The 13,566-nt window shown below is 71.4% G+C and carries 14 protein-coding genes; 9 read left to right on the forward strand and 5 right to left on the reverse strand.

Annotation, left to right across the window (positions count from 1 at the left end; genetic code table 11):
• The first annotated feature begins 14 nt into the window (after positions 1 to 14).
• Positions 15 to 1,664: an FAD-dependent oxidoreductase gene (locus ACIRJP_RS06305; protein WP_404168758.1), complete on the forward strand. Its 1,650-nt coding sequence runs from the start codon at positions 15 to 17 to the stop codon at positions 1,662 to 1,664.
• Between the two features lie 73 nt (positions 1,665 to 1,737).
• Here the strand turns inward: ACIRJP_RS06305 and ACIRJP_RS06310 are convergent, their stop codons facing one another.
• On the reverse strand, positions 1,738 to 2,265 hold the full coding sequence (locus ACIRJP_RS06310) for a DoxX family protein (protein ID WP_404168761.1): 528 nt from the start codon (positions 2,263 to 2,265) through the stop codon (positions 1,738 to 1,740).
• 246 nt (positions 2,266 to 2,511) lie between these two features.
• Here ACIRJP_RS06310 and ACIRJP_RS06315 point away from each other — a divergent pair, with 246 nt between their 5' ends.
• Complete coding sequence (locus ACIRJP_RS06315; RefSeq protein WP_404168764.1) at positions 2,512 to 4,527, forward strand: FAD-dependent oxidoreductase; 2,016 nt, start codon at positions 2,512 to 2,514, stop codon at positions 4,525 to 4,527.
• A 108-nt stretch (positions 4,528 to 4,635) separates the two neighbouring features.
• Positions 4,636 to 5,175 carry a PadR family transcriptional regulator gene (locus tag ACIRJP_RS06320; protein WP_404168767.1) on the forward strand — a complete coding sequence of 180 codons (540 nt, stop codon included), beginning with the start codon at positions 4,636 to 4,638 and terminating at the stop codon, positions 5,173 to 5,175.
• Positions 5,176 to 5,261: 86 nt separating this feature from the next.
• Here the strand turns inward: ACIRJP_RS06320 and ACIRJP_RS06325 are convergent, their stop codons facing one another.
• Both ACIRJP_RS06325 and ACIRJP_RS06330 read right to left on the reverse strand, forming a co-directional pair.
• Complete coding sequence (locus tag ACIRJP_RS06325; RefSeq protein WP_404168770.1) at positions 5,262 to 6,227, reverse strand: DMT family transporter; 966 nt, start codon at positions 6,225 to 6,227, stop codon at positions 5,262 to 5,264.
• Positions 6,224 to 7,069: a phosphatase PAP2 family protein gene (locus ACIRJP_RS06330; protein WP_404168975.1), complete on the reverse strand. Its 846-nt coding sequence runs from the start codon at positions 7,067 to 7,069 to the stop codon at positions 6,224 to 6,226. Before ACIRJP_RS06330 ends, ACIRJP_RS06325 begins: the two co-directional genes overlap by 4 nt.
• Before the next feature lie 165 nt (positions 7,070 to 7,234).
• On the opposite strand from ACIRJP_RS06330, the gene ACIRJP_RS06335 reads away from it, so the two are divergent.
• The 6 genes from ACIRJP_RS06335 to ACIRJP_RS06360 all read left to right on the forward strand — a co-directional run bounded on the left by ACIRJP_RS06335 (position 7,235) and on the right by ACIRJP_RS06360 (position 12,004).
• Positions 7,235 to 7,858 (forward strand): TetR/AcrR family transcriptional regulator, encoded by a 624-nt coding sequence (locus ACIRJP_RS06335; protein WP_404168773.1) that lies wholly within the window; start codon positions 7,235 to 7,237, stop codon positions 7,856 to 7,858.
• Positions 7,859 to 8,060: 202 nt separating this feature from the next.
• On the forward strand, positions 8,061 to 8,876 hold the full coding sequence (locus tag ACIRJP_RS06340; RefSeq protein ID WP_404168776.1) for an SDR family oxidoreductase: 816 nt from the start codon (positions 8,061 to 8,063) through the stop codon (positions 8,874 to 8,876).
• A gap of 55 nt (positions 8,877 to 8,931) precedes the next feature.
• Positions 8,932 to 9,945, forward strand: coding sequence for an SPFH domain-containing protein (locus ACIRJP_RS06345; RefSeq protein WP_376422143.1), 1,014 nt, complete (start codon positions 8,932 to 8,934; stop codon positions 9,943 to 9,945).
• Positions 9,942 to 10,841: a hypothetical protein gene (locus tag ACIRJP_RS06350; RefSeq protein WP_404168780.1), complete on the forward strand. Its 900-nt coding sequence runs from the start codon at positions 9,942 to 9,944 to the stop codon at positions 10,839 to 10,841. Before ACIRJP_RS06345 ends, ACIRJP_RS06350 begins: the two co-directional genes overlap by 4 nt.
• A 103-nt stretch (positions 10,842 to 10,944) precedes the next feature.
• On the forward strand, positions 10,945 to 11,454 hold the full coding sequence (locus tag ACIRJP_RS06355) for an NUDIX hydrolase (protein WP_404168783.1): 510 nt from the start codon (positions 10,945 to 10,947) through the stop codon (positions 11,452 to 11,454).
• A gap of 55 nt (positions 11,455 to 11,509) precedes the next feature.
• Complete coding sequence (locus ACIRJP_RS06360; RefSeq protein ID WP_404168786.1) at positions 11,510 to 12,004, forward strand: FBP domain-containing protein; 495 nt, start codon at positions 11,510 to 11,512, stop codon at positions 12,002 to 12,004.
• A gap of 39 nt (positions 12,005 to 12,043) precedes the next feature.
• Here ACIRJP_RS06360 and ACIRJP_RS06365 read toward each other — a convergent pair whose 3' ends face one another.
• A complete protein-coding gene (locus ACIRJP_RS06365) occupies positions 12,044 to 13,270 on the reverse strand; it encodes a cytochrome P450 (RefSeq protein WP_404168789.1) in 1,227 nt (408 codons plus the stop codon).
• A 129-nt stretch (positions 13,271 to 13,399) separates the two neighbouring features.
• Positions 13,400 to 13,558, reverse strand: a complete 159-nt coding sequence (locus ACIRJP_RS06370; RefSeq protein WP_404168792.1) for a hypothetical protein — start codon at positions 13,556 to 13,558, stop codon at positions 13,400 to 13,402.
• Positions 13,559 to 13,566: the final 8 nt, after the last annotated feature.

The following is a 13,566-nucleotide window of genomic DNA, read 5'->3' on the forward strand; positions in this document are numbered from 1 at the left end:
GCCGAGCTGACGAGATGACCTACGCCATCACCCAGACCTGCTGCAGCGACGCCACGTGCGTCGCCGTGTGCCCCGTCAACTGCATCCACCCGACACCGCAGGAGCGGGCCTTCGGCAGCACGGAGATGCTGTACGTCGACCCGAAGTCCTGTATCGACTGCGGTGCCTGCGCGGACGCCTGCCCGGTCGACGCCATATTCCCCGTGGAGAGCCTGCCGGCCGCGCAGGCGGAGTATGCCGCGATCAACGAGGCGTACTTCGCCGGGCAGGAGCCCGCTCCGGTCGGCACGGGACCGAACTTCCACCGCTGGAGCGCCCCGTCGTTCGAGCGGAGTCTCCCGTCCGACTTCGCGCCGATCCGCGTCGCGGTCGTCGGCACCGGCCCGGCCGGGATGTACGCCGTCGAGGATCTCCTCCTGCACACCAACGCCGAGGTGACCCTGGTCGACCGGCTGCCCGTGGCCGGTGGGCTGGTCCGGTACGGCGTGGCGCCCGACCACCCCGCGACGAAGAAGGTGGGCGACACCTTCGCACGCTTCCACGACCACCCGCGGGTACGCATGTACCTGGGGGTCGAGATCGGCAAGGACATCACCGCTCAGGAACTCGCCGCCCACCACGACGCGGTCGTCTACGCGGTGGGTGCCTCCACCGACCGCCGCATCGGCATACCCGGCGAGGAACTACCGGGCAGCATATCGGCGACCTCGTTCGTGGCCTGGTACAACGCCCACCCCGAGGTCGCACCGGACGCCGTCGACCTGTCCTCGGAACGGGTCGTCGTGGCCGGCAACGGCAATGTGGCCCTCGACGTCGCCCGTATCCTCGTCGCGGATCCGTCGGCCCTGGCCGGCACCGACATCGCGGATCACGCGCTCGCCGCGCTGCGCGCCGCGAAGGTGCGCGAGGTGGTGCTGCTCGGCCGACGGGGACCGGAGCACGCGGCGTACAGCGCCTCCGAGCTCCTCGCCCTCAAGCATCTGCCGGGCGTGGAACTGGTGGTCGACGACCACCAGCCACGAACCGGCGTGACGATCGACGGCGCGACGCCGGACGAGAAGGCCGGCTTGCTGCGGGACATGACCCGCGAAACGGTGAACTGGTCGCGTACGCCCGAGCCGGGACGGCGCATCGTCTTCCGGTTCCACTCCGCCCTCGTCCAGGTGCTCGGCGACGATGCCGTAAGGGCCGTGCGGGTGACAGGAGGTCCGGGCGAGCTGGACATTCCGGCCGGCACACTGCTGCGGGCTGTCGGCTACCGCGGCGCGCCCGTCGCGGGGCTGCCCTTCGACGAGGCGACCGGCACTGTCCCGCACGAGGGCGGCCGGGTGGCGGGGATGCCCGGGACGTACGTCGTCGGCTGGATCAAGCGCGGGCCCTCGGGTGGCATCGGGGCCAACCGTGCCTGCGCCGCCGAGACCGTCGGCACGCTCCTGGACGATGCGGTGGCCGGCGCCCTGCCCGCACCGACGCCCGCGCCCAAGGCGTTCCTCCGGCTGGCCCGGAGCCGCAGCCGCCATGTCGTCGACGCCAAGGGGCTGGCCGCCATCGACAGGGCCGAGATCGCGCGTGGCCGCGACGGCGGGCGCCCTCGGGTGAAGTTCGGCTCGGTGCCGGAGCTGATCGCATCGGCGAAGGGCGGCCGCTGGAGGCTGTCGAGCTGAAACGCCGAGGTGGCGAGGGGGACCGGACGGCTCCCTCCCTGGGGTGCCGCCCGGTCCCTGTCCTGTCGGGGGGTCAGGTCGCGTCGGGGTCGACCGCGACCCGCCCCTTGGCACGCCTGCCGACCACGGCCGCCGCCGCGACGGCACTGCCCGCGAAGGCCAGCGCGACCATCCACGGCTGGTCGAAGGCGTGCCAGGTGGCATGGTCGACGGAGTAGCGTCCTGGCCCTGTCAGGCCGATTGCCGCGGCGGTGAAGCCGAGGAAGGCCGGATACTCGTAGCCACCGCCCTGCGCGAAGAACCCGGCGGGCGCGTGGACGGCCACGGCCCCCGCCATCGCCCCGGCCGCGGCCGCACCGGCTGCCGGGGTGGCGAGGCCGAGGGCAAGCAGCACTCCGCTGCCCGCCTCGCCGAGCCCGGCGGCGACCGCGCTGTGCTTCGGCGGATGGAAACCCATCGCGTCCATCGCTGCGGTGGTTCCTTCGATGCCTCCGCCGCCGAACCAGCCGGCCAGCTTCTGGGCGCCATGCGCGGCCAGTACCGCGCCGGTGCCGACGCGCAGGACGAGCAGGCCGAGGTCATGCCGGTCGAGGCAGGCCATGGGGGTCTCCGCAGGGTTGGGGGGTGGAGGTGGGAGGCATGCAGTGGAGGGCATCTCTGTCGATGTCGACCGGATGCCGTAGTTCCACTTTCCGCGGCGCGGGGCGCCGACGTGTCCCTGTGTTACGCCGTCCGGGGGACGACGGTCTCCGCAGCCATGAGATCCACGCCATTGTGCAACTTGTTGCACAATGGCGTTCCGGTGGTCTACAACTGGCGCAGACGACACTGCGTGAGGAGCCGCCGCATGAGCCCGTACCCGAATCTGCTGAGTCCGCTCGATCTGGGGTTCACCACCCTCCCCAACCGGGTGCTGATGGGCTCTATGCACATCGGTCTCGAAGAGGTCGAGCGCGGCTTCGAGCGGATGGCCGCCTTCTACGCGGAGCGCGCCCGGGGCGGCGTCGGCCTGATGGTCACCGGTGGCATCGCTCCCAACGCCCGGGGCTGTTCCTTCCCCGGCGGGGCGAAGATGACCACCGAGGCGGAGGCCGAGCAGCACGCGCTGGTCACCTCGGCCGTCCATGCGGCGGGCGGCCGGATCGCCATGCAGATCCTGCATTTCGGCCGGTACGCGCACCATCCCGATCTGGTGGCTCCGAGCGCGATCCAGGCCCCGATCAGCGCCTTCACCCCGCACGCCCTCGACGACCACGAGGTCGAGGAGACCATCGAGGACTTCGTCAAGGCGGCCGAGCTGGCACGCCGCGCCGGGTACGACGGGGTCGAGATCATGGGCTCCGAGGGCTACCTGATCAATGAGTTCATCGCCTCCGCCACCAACCACCGCACCGACCGCTGGGGCGGCTCGTACGAGAACCGCATCCGGTTCCCCGTCGAGATCGTGCGCCGGGTCCGCGAGCGGGTCGGCAGCGACTTCATCCTGATCTACCGGCTGTCCATGCTGGACCTGGTGCCGGGCGGTTCCTCGCTGGAGGAGGTCGTGCGGCTCGGCCGCGAGATCGAGGCGGCGGGCGCGACGATCATCAACACCGGGATCGGCTGGCACGAGGCCCGTATCCCCACCATCGCCACCTCGGTGCCGCGCGGCGCCTACACCTGGGTCACGGAGAAGGTCCGCGGAGCCGTCTCCGTACCGCTGGTGACGAGCAACCGCATCAACACTCCCGAGGTCGCCGAGGAGGTCCTCGCCTCGGGGCGCGCCGACATGGTGTCGATGGCCCGGCCGTTCCTCGCCGACCCCGATTTCGTCGCCAAGGCGGCCGCGGACCGCGCCGACGCGATCAACACCTGCATCGGCTGCAACCAGGCCTGCCTGGACCACATCTTCAACGGCAAGGTCACCTCCTGCCTGGTCAATCCGCGCGCCTGTCACGAGACCGAACTCACCCTGTCGCCGACCCGCACCGTGAAGCGGGTGGCGGTCGTGGGCGCCGGACCCGCCGGTCTCGCGTGCGCCGTCTCGGCGTCCGAACGCGGTCACGAGGTGACGCTGTTCGACGCAGCCGAGGAGATCGGCGGCCAGCTGAACGTGGCGCGCAAGGTTCCCGGCAAGGAGGAGTTCGACGAGACGCTGCGCTACTTCCGTACCCGGCTGCGGGAGGAGAAGGTCAAGCTCCGGCTCGGTACCCGGGTCACGGCCGACGCGCTCGGCGGCTTCGACGAGGTCGTCCTCGCCACCGGTGTCACCCCGCGTTCCCCCGGGATACCGGGCCAGGACCACCCCAGCGTGGTCGGCTACCTCGATGTCCTGCGCGACGGGGCGCCCGTCGGCGATCGGGTCGCGATCATCGGCGCGGGCGGCATCGGCTTCGACGTCGCAGAGTTCCTGACCGACTCGGGCGACGCCGCGAGCAGTGACCCCGAGGTGTTCTTCCGGCAGTGGGGCGTCGACACCGAATACCGCGAGCGGGGCGGGCTCCGCACCCCGGAACGTGCGAAGGCGCCACGGACCGTCCATCTGATCCAGCGCAGGACCGGCAAGGTCGGCGCGGGCCTGGGGAAGACGACCGGCTGGATCCACCGCACCGAGCTGCGCCACCGCGGCGTCAGGACGATCGCGGGCGCCGCCTATGACCGGATCGACGACGAGGGCCTGCACCTCACGGTCGGCGGCGAGCAGCATCTCCTGCCGGTCGACACGATCGTGCTCTGCGCGGGTCAGGAGCCGCGCCGTGACCTGTACGAGGAACTGCTCGCCGCAGGTCGTTCGACGCATCTGATCGGCGGCGCCGATGTGGCCGCCGAACTGGATGCCAAGCGGGCGATCCGCCAGGGCACGGAGCTCGCCGCCTCGCTCTGACACGCGGACACCCCGGCCTCGTCGACCAGCGCTCGCGCCACGGGGCCACGCCGTCCACGAGGCCGCTGCCGCGCCGGCCCACGCCCGGCCGTCCATAGGATGCACCCCATGTCACTCCCGCATGCGATCCTCACCGCCCTGCTCGAGAAGCCGTCGTCGGGGCTGGAGCTGACCCGCAGGTTCGACCGGTCGATCGGCTATTTCTGGTCCGCCACGCACCAGCAGATCTACCGGGAACTGGGGAAGCTGGAGCAGGCCGGGCAGATCCGGGCGCTGCCCTCGGAGCAGCCCGCCCGCGGCCAGAAGAAGGAGTACGAGGTGCTGCCGGCCGGCCGCGAGGCGCTCCGTGCCTGGGTGGCCCGCCCCGAGGACCCCAAGCAGGTCCGGGATCCACTGCTGCTGCGCATGCGGGCGGCGGCGGTCGTCGGGGCCCCCGGGCTGGACGCTGAACTCCGGCGCCACCTGGAGCTGCACCGTCGGCAACTGGCGGAGTACCTGGAGATCGAGGAGCGGGACTTCCCGCCCGAGCGGAACTCCGAGGAGGACCGGCTGCGGCATCTGGTGCTGCGCGGCGGCATCGATCTGGAGAACTTCTGGATCGGCTGGCTGACACGGGCACTGGACCGGGAGGAGAGGCCGGGACCATAGGTGCGTCGTTTCTGAACGTGACAGTGGGGTGGGCGAATGTCACGTTCCTCGGCGCACCACCGGCCGGCAGGCATCACTTCCGCGAGTTACGGACCGCCCACCGGTGCCCGGTCCAGTTCCGGCCACAGCATCGGCTGGTCCATCGGTCGCCGGCTCGCGATGACGACCCTCGACGGCGATCCGGCCCCGGGCTTCGGCTCGTCCCCGGCCGGACCGGCGACGGCCGAGGTCTGCGCCTGGGCGCGGCTGAGCAGGATCACGCCCCGTACCGACGCCACCGTCCCGAGCAGGGCCGGGAACAGGCTGGCCGTCCCGCCCTGGAGGCGTTCGCCGAGCAGGGCCAGGCCGATGACCGCCGCAGCCACCGGGTTGGCGAGCGTGACGACCGCCAGCGGTGCGCCCAGACCACCCCGGTAGGCGGTCTGGGAGAGCAGCAGCCCGCTCATCGCGAACGCGGAGACCAGCAGCGCGACGACGACCAGACGCCAGCTGAACAGCGGGCCGGTGTGGTCGGTGACCGAGACGGTCAGGGTCTGGGTGAGCGCGGAGGCGACCCCGGACGTGATGCCGGATGCGGCGGCGTGCCGCAGACCGGGCCGCGCTCCCGGGCGGCTGAGTCCGGCGACGACGGCCATGGTCCCGGCCCCGACGGCCAGCGCCTCGGGCAGGCTGAGTGTTTCGTGCGGGGCGGTGCCGCCCGCGGTCATCAGCAGGGCGCCCAGGCCGAGCAGGGTGAGGATCGTGCCGCGCCATTCGGTCCTGGTGACCCGGCGTCCGGCGGCCCTGGCGCCCAGCGGAACCGCGGCGACCAGGGTGAGGGCACCGAGCGGCTGGACGAGAGTGAGCGGCCCGTACTTGAGAGCCGCGACGTGCAGCAGCGCTCCGCCCGCGTTCAGCGCGACCGCCGACCACCAGGCGCGCCGGCCGAGCAGCCGCAGCACACCGGCGTTCCGTTCGGTCCGCGCGGCGAGCCGGGACTGCGCCACCGCGGCCGAGGCGTATGCGGCGGCGGAGACCAGGGACAGCGCGACGGCGATCACGGTGGCGTTCATCGCCGGGCTCCGGTCGAGGCGTATGGGGCCGGGAGGGCGGGATCGGTGGCGTACGGAACGGCCGACGGCGCGGGTTCGCCCGTCGTGGACGGCCCCGGGAGATGTGCCCGTACCGGAGCTGTGCACGGCAGCCGCAGCGCCGCGAAGGCCACCACGAGCAGCGCGGAGACGACGATCGAGTCGAGCCAGTAGTGGTTGGCCGTGCCGACTATCACCAGCAGGGTGACGAGGGGATGCAGCAGCCACAGCCAGCGCCACCGCGAGCGGGTCGCGACGATCAGCCCGACGGCGACCATCACGGCCCAGCCGAAGTGCAGCGAGGGCATCGCGGCGAACTGGTTGGCCATCGAGTCGGTCGCCGGTGTCGCCCCGTACACCGACGGTCCGTACACCTGGCCGGTGTCGACCAGCCCGGTGCCGGCCAGCAGCCGCGGCGGGGCGAGCGGAAACAGCAGGTGGAGGACGAGTGCGGCGCCGGTGAGTGCGGCGAGGATGCGTCGCGACCATATGTAGTGACGGGGGCGGCGCCAGTAGAGCCAGACGAGGAAGAGCAGCGTGGCCGGGAAGTGAACGGTCGCGTAGTAGGTGTTCGCGAGGTGGACCAGCGTCTCGTTGTGCAACAGCAGGCTCTGCACCGCGTCTTCGCCGGGCAGGTGCACGGAGCGCTCGAAGTCCCAGACGTGTGCGGCATTGCGATACGCCTCGTCGACGTGACCGTTCGCGACCTGACGGCCGAGCTTGTAGATCACGAAGAGTCCCACGACCAGAAGCAGTTCGCGGACGAGGGGCGGTCGGGCAGAACTGTCCGGCTCCCGATCTGCTGGCTCGCTACCGGCGTACATCACCCGGTGCCCCTTTGCTGACGAAGCGGTGTTACGGCGGCATGGTCCAGTCCATGCCGTATCGATACGCCAGTGTACCGATACGCGAACGTATCGGTACACGTGCGTATCGGTACACTGGCGTATCGAAGGCCTCTGTCGCAGAATCACTGAGAGGGAAGGCACATGTCGCCGCAGGAAGCCGCACAGGAACCGGTACAGACGCCACGCCGCTCGAAGATCACGCCGGAGCGGGCGCAGGAGTTCTACGTGGCCGTGCTCGACATGCTGAGGGAGTCCGGTTACGAGGCACTCACCATGGAGGGAGTGGCCTCGCGGACACGCTGCGGCAAGTCCACGCTCTACCGGCAGTGGGGATCCAAGCCCGAACTGGTCGTGGCCGCACTGCACGGCACCCGACAAGCACTGCTTCCGCACATCGACACCGGAAGCCTCGCGGGCGACCTGCGCGAGGCGGCGCGGTCGATCGGCGCGGGCTCGGGCCGCGACACACCGCTGATGCACGCACTCAGCCATGCCGCGCTGCAGAGCCCCGAGCTGCTGTGCGCTCTGCGCGAGGCCCTGATCGTGCCCGCACTCGCAGCGATCGACGCCATGGTGCGGCGCGGAGCGGAGCGCGGCGAGATCCGGCCGGACAACCCGGCGGCGGAGTTCGTCTCCGCACAGCTCCTGGGGGTGATGCGCGCCCGGCCGCTGCTGGAGGGAAAGAACGCGGACGAGGCATATCTCACCCGTTTCATCGAGAACGCGATCCTTCCCTCACTCGGACTGAGTGCGCCCGCGCCCTAGTCCCGACAGACGTGGGCCGTTGTCCGAGCGGATGACGACGACCCGCCGGCGCCGCACCGTGGGGACGGGGGCGGCGCACCATCCGGGCGGCTGGTGACTCTGTGGAGTCACCGGCCGCCCGCGGTTTCGACACCTGTTACACCAAACAAACAGTTGGTAGATTTACCCGACCGTGCAGAACGGAAGACGGCGGGGCGGACCCATGGACATCGGCAATCCCATCGACCTCACAGGGCGGGCCGCGATCGTCACCGGCGGCACGAAGGGCATCGGCGCCGTGATCGCCGAGGCGTTCCTCGCCGCCGGGGCGGACGTACTGGTCTGCGGCCGCGGCAAACCGGCCGAGCTGCCCGGGAGCGGCGCCCGCAGGGCGCACTTCCAGCCGGCCGATGTCCGTGACCCGGCGGCCGCCGCCGCCCTGGTCGACGAGGCGGCGCAACGCTTCGGACGGCTGGACGTACTCGTCAACAACGCGGGCGGCTCCCCCGACTCCGACGCGGCCACTGTGTCCCCGCGTTTCGTCGAGAAGGTCATCGCCCTCAACCTTCTGGCCCCGTTCCATGTGTCACAGGCCGCCAACCTGGTCATGCGGGAACAGGACACCGGAGGCTCGATCGTCAACATAGGCAGCGTCTCCGCGCACACCCCGCAGCCGGGCACGGCCGCGTACACGGCCGCGAAAGCCGGGCTGCTCGCACTGACCCGGGCGCTGGCCCTGGAGTGGGCGCCGAAGGTGCGCGTCAACCACATCACGACCGGACTGGTCCGCACGGAGAGCGCCGCATCGGTCTACGGCGACGACGGCGGGGCAGCCCTGGCCCAGGTCATCCCGATGCGACGGATGGCGACACCGGACGACGTGGCCCGCGCCTGCCTTTATCTGGCGGGCGATCTGGCCTCCTACGTCAACGGCGCCGATCTGGCGGTGCACGGCGGAGGTGAAGTGCCGGCCAGATTTCTCGCAACGGCGCGGGACACGACGGCCGGGGCGAGCAATCACCCTTTCTCGTCCTCTTGACGACAATCACCACCCCCTTTATCGTCTTCGTGACGAGAAAAAGAGGGGGCCCGACATGGCCGACATCACCAGGCGCTTCGGCTGGCGCCATCTGCGCTCCGCACCCACCGCGCACATCCGCCATCACAAGCGCGGCCGACTGGCGCACGACGGGCCGGGGCTGAGCTTCTGGTACCGCTCACTGAGTGCCGCCCTCTCGGAAGTCCCGGTGAACGACCGGGAGTTGGCGATGGCGTTCCACGCCCGCACCTCCGACTTCCAGGACGTCACGGTGCAGGCCACCGTGACGTACCGGATCAGCGACCCGGCCGAGGCCGCCGCGCGGCTGGACTTCTCGGTCGACCCGGACACCGGGGTCTGGCGCGGGGCGCCGCTGGAGCAGATCGCCACCCTGCTGACCGAGACCGCCCAGCAGCACACCCTGGACGTGCTGGCCAGGACGGCGCTGGCCGAGGCGCTGGTCGACGGTGTCGCGTCGGTACGCGAGCGGGTCGCCGCGGGGCTCGCCGCCGAGCCGCGGCTGCCCGCCACCGGGATCGACGTGGTCGCGGTGCGGGTGGTGGCGATCCGGCCCGAGGCCGAGGTCGAACGCGCGCTGCGCACCCCCGCCCGAGAGCAGATCCAGCAGGAGGCCGACCGGGCCACCTACGAACGCCGTGCGGTAGCCGTGGAGAGGGAACGGGCCATCGCCGAGAACGAGCTCGCCAGCCAGATCGAACTGGCCCGCAGGGAAGAACAGTTGGTGGAGCAGCGCGGTACCAACACCCGCCGCGAGGCCGAGGAGAACGCGGCGGCCGACGGGGTGCGCGCCGAGGCCGAAGCGGCACGCAAGGTGCGGCTGGCGCGGGCCGAGGCCGAAGCAGCCCGCGAGGTCGGCGCCGCGCGGGCGGAGTCGCAGGCAGCCTGGCTGCGGGTGCACGGAGAGGTGGACGCGGCGACCCTGCACGCCCTGGCGGCGACCAGGCTCGCCGAGAACCTGCCGCGCATCGACAGCCTCACCCTCTCCCCCGACGTGCTCACCGGCCTGCTCAGCAAGCTCGGCAACGCCGGCCCCGAGACCCGGGCATGAGCCTCGCGCCGCGCGCGGTACTGGTCCACCGCACCACCGAGTACGAGGAGTTGCTGGCCCGGCACGGTACGCACGGACAGGCCGCCTTCTTCCTGTCCAGCCGCGACCGGTCCATCGACGCGGTGGCGCGGCGGCACCGGCAGACCCGGCAGGCACTGGCCGATGTGGCGGCGGCCGTACCGCTTCAGTGGCGTCAGTCTCGGGTGGAGCGCGCGGACCTCGACCGCTTTCTGTTCGGGCCGGAGGACGTGGTGGTCGTCGTCGGACAGGACGGGCTGGTCGCCAATACCGCCAAGTACCTCTCCGGCCAGCCGGTCGTGGGCATCGACACCGACCCCGGGCGCAATCCGGGCGTGCTCGTACGCCACCGGCCCCGGGATGCGGCCGCCCTGCTCCGGGCGGCCGCGTCCCCCGGCGGCACTGCCGACGAACTCACCATGGTCGAGGCAGTGTCCGACGACACCCAGCGCCTCCTCGCCCTCAACGAGATCTATCTCGGCCCGCCCGGCCATCAGACCACCCGCTACCGGCTCGGCCCGGACGTCCCCGATGCCCCAGCCGAGCCACAGGCCTCCTCCGGTGTGCTCGTCGGCACCGGTACCGGCGCCACGGGGTGGCTGCGCTCGCTGTGGCAGGAACGCCGCAGCGACCTCCGCCTGCCGGCGCCCACCGAGCGGCGCCTCCTCTGGTTCGTCCGCGAGGCCTGGCCGTCCCCCACGACCGGCACCACACAGGTCGCGGGCGAGCTGGGACGCCGGCAGGGGCTGAGGCTCACGGTCGAGTCCGACCGGCTGGTGGTCTTCGGCGACGGAATGGAGGCGGACGCACTGGAGCTGGCATGGGGCCAGACGGTGCGGCTCGGTATCTCGGCGACCTCGCTGCGCCTCACCGTCTGAATGCCCGGCCTCCTCACCCGCCGACGGACGTGCGGCGGACGGCGGCACGGCTTGTCCGTAGGCTGCCTCGTACGGCCGGAACACGAGGAACACAGGGAGCACCATGACGACCACGCCCACGGACACCTCTTCCCGCAACACCCGCCCGCCGAAGGCACAGGCGGCGCTCGGTGTGGGTGTCATCGCGCAGGACGGCCGGGGGCGGATCCTCCTCGGCAGGCACCACGGCGGAACGTGGGAGCTGCCCGGCGGCAAGGTCGACCCGACCCATGAGTCCGTCGCCGAGGCGGCCGCCCGTGAGCTCCGGGAGGAAACGGGGCTGGAGGTCGATGCGGCGGGCGTGCGTGTCTTCGCCATGCTCCACGACGTGGTCGGGGGCATCAACCGGGTGTCGATGGGCGCCGAGGTGACCGTCCGGTCGGGAAACCCGGAGGTGACCGAGCCCCATCTGATCAGCGCCTGGCAGTGGACCGGGCTCGACGAGCTGCCCAGGTCCTGGTTCGGCCCCTCCGCCCAGGTCCTCGCGGCCTGGCGCCCGGAACTGTCGATCGAGCACCCGCCGGCGCACCGGCTGATGATCGCGGACAGCACGGGCGGCGCCGGCGGCGCATAACCTTGCACTATTAACCATTTGCCTAGCCATCATAGGCAGCGTTAGCGTCCCTCGCATGAAGGCCCTGACTGAGCAGGACATCCGCACATCGTTCATCAACTGCTCGAAGGGGGAGGCCAAACGTCTGCCACTCCCCCGTGATCTCGACGAGCAGCCCTGGGACGACCTGGACTATCTGGGATGGCGGGATCTCTCCGCTCCCGGACGCAGCTACATCGTCACCGAACGCGACGGCGAACTCATCGGCGTGACATTCCGCTTCCCCGCCAAGCAGCGCGGCTTCCTCCATCGGAGCATGTGCTCGCTGTGCCTCACGACGCACCCGGGGAACGGCGTCTCGCTGATGACCGCCCGCAAGACCGGCGCGGCGGGGCGCGAGGGCAATTCGGTCGGCCTGTACATCTGCACCGACCTCGCCTGTTCGCTGTACGTCCGGGGCCGGAAGAAGCCGGCGCCCGGTGGCCGCTTCGAGGAGAGCCTGACAATGGAGGAGCAGGTGGCGCGGACCAGGAACAACCTCGACGCGTTCCTGGGCAAGCTCTACGCCTGAGCCCGGCGGCCCGGCCGGCTCCCTGTCCGCTGGGCGCTTTCAGGCCAGGGTGTCAGCAGTGAAGGTGACGGGCAGCCGCTCCGGGCCGCGCAGCCCTCCCGGCCGCCACCGCAGTTCGTCGGGCGGTACGGCCAGGGCGAGCCCGTGGAGGCGGCGCAGGACGGTGCCGATGGCGATCTGGCCCTCCAGCCGGGCCAGCGGCGCCCCTAGGCAGTAGTGGATGCCGTGCCCGAACGCAAGGTGGGCGTTGTCCTGCCGGGAGATGTCCAAGCGGTCGGCTTCCGGGAAGTGGTCCGGGTCGCGGTCGGCGATGGCGGATGCCACGAGCACGGTCGCGCCGCGCGGGATGTCCACGCCCGCGATCGTGACGTCCTCGCGCGCGAACCGGGCGATGCCGGGGCTGACCGGTCCGTCGTAACGCAGGAATTCCTCGATGGCCACCGGCAGCAGCGCCGGATCGTCCCGCAGTCGCCGGAGCTGGTCGGGGTGGGCGAGCAGTGCCGCGATCCCGCTGCCGATGAGGTTGACCGTGGTGATGTACCCGGCGGCCAGCAGCAGGAAGGCCATGGCGATCAGCTCGTCCTCGTCCAGCCTCCGCTCCTCGTCCCGGGCGACCACAAGTGCGCTGAGCAGATCGTTCCCGGGCCGGGCCCGCTTCGCCCCGATGAGCCCGGTCAGGTAACCACGCATGTGCCGCCATGCCTCGTCCGTCCGGGCCGGATCCGGCGGCTCGGCCCCCTGCAGGACCAGGTCGTCGGTCCACCGCTGGAAGTCGCGCCGGTCCGCCAGGGGCACGCCGAGCAGTTCGCTGATCACGGTGACCGGGAGCGGCAGCGCGAAACTCGCCACGAGGTCGGCACGTCCGTCGGGCGCGATCTCGTCGAGCAGCCGGTCGGCGATCTCCTGGACGCGGGGCCGCAGCTCGGCCACGCTGCGGGCGGTGAATGCCTTGGACACCAGGCGGCGCAGTCGGGTGTGGTCGGGCGGATCGGTGCGGAGCATATTGCGCAGTACGGATCCGCGGTCGGTGGCTGGCAGCCGCTCGATGAGCCGGGGGTCCGACGCATCGCGGACGTCGCTGCTCAGCCTCGGGTCGGAGAGGGCCGCGAGGCCGTCCTCGTACCGTGTGACGAGCCATGCCTCCAGGCCGCCGGCGATGATGGCGCGCCGCACCGGGCCGTCCTCGCGCAGTTGCCGGTAGACCGGGAAGGGGTCGGCAACGAAGGCGGGATCGGAGTAGGGAAGAAGGACCGGCTGCTGACTCATCACGCCTCCTCGAGGTCCACTCTGACCTATTTCAACCGCTTCGTACCAGCTTAATGGGCCTGGGACGGCCCCTGTTGTGGGACGGGGGACGGTGCGGGGTGGGAGGCGGTGCGGCGCGGCACCGGTGGCTCAGGACTCCGGTTCGCCGTTCCCGCGGCACCAGGTCCGCAGCAGCACCCTCCACCCCTTCACCTCCCGCGCGGCGAGGTCGTCCGCGGTGGGCACGAAGCCGGCCGTTCGCGCCACGGCGGCGCTCGGGGCGTTCTCGACCTCTATCCGCAGAATCACCCGTAAGG

Source organism: Streptomyces sp. NPDC102437, assembly GCF_044765565.1.
Lineage (GTDB): Bacteria > Actinomycetota > Actinomycetes > Streptomycetales > Streptomycetaceae > Streptomyces.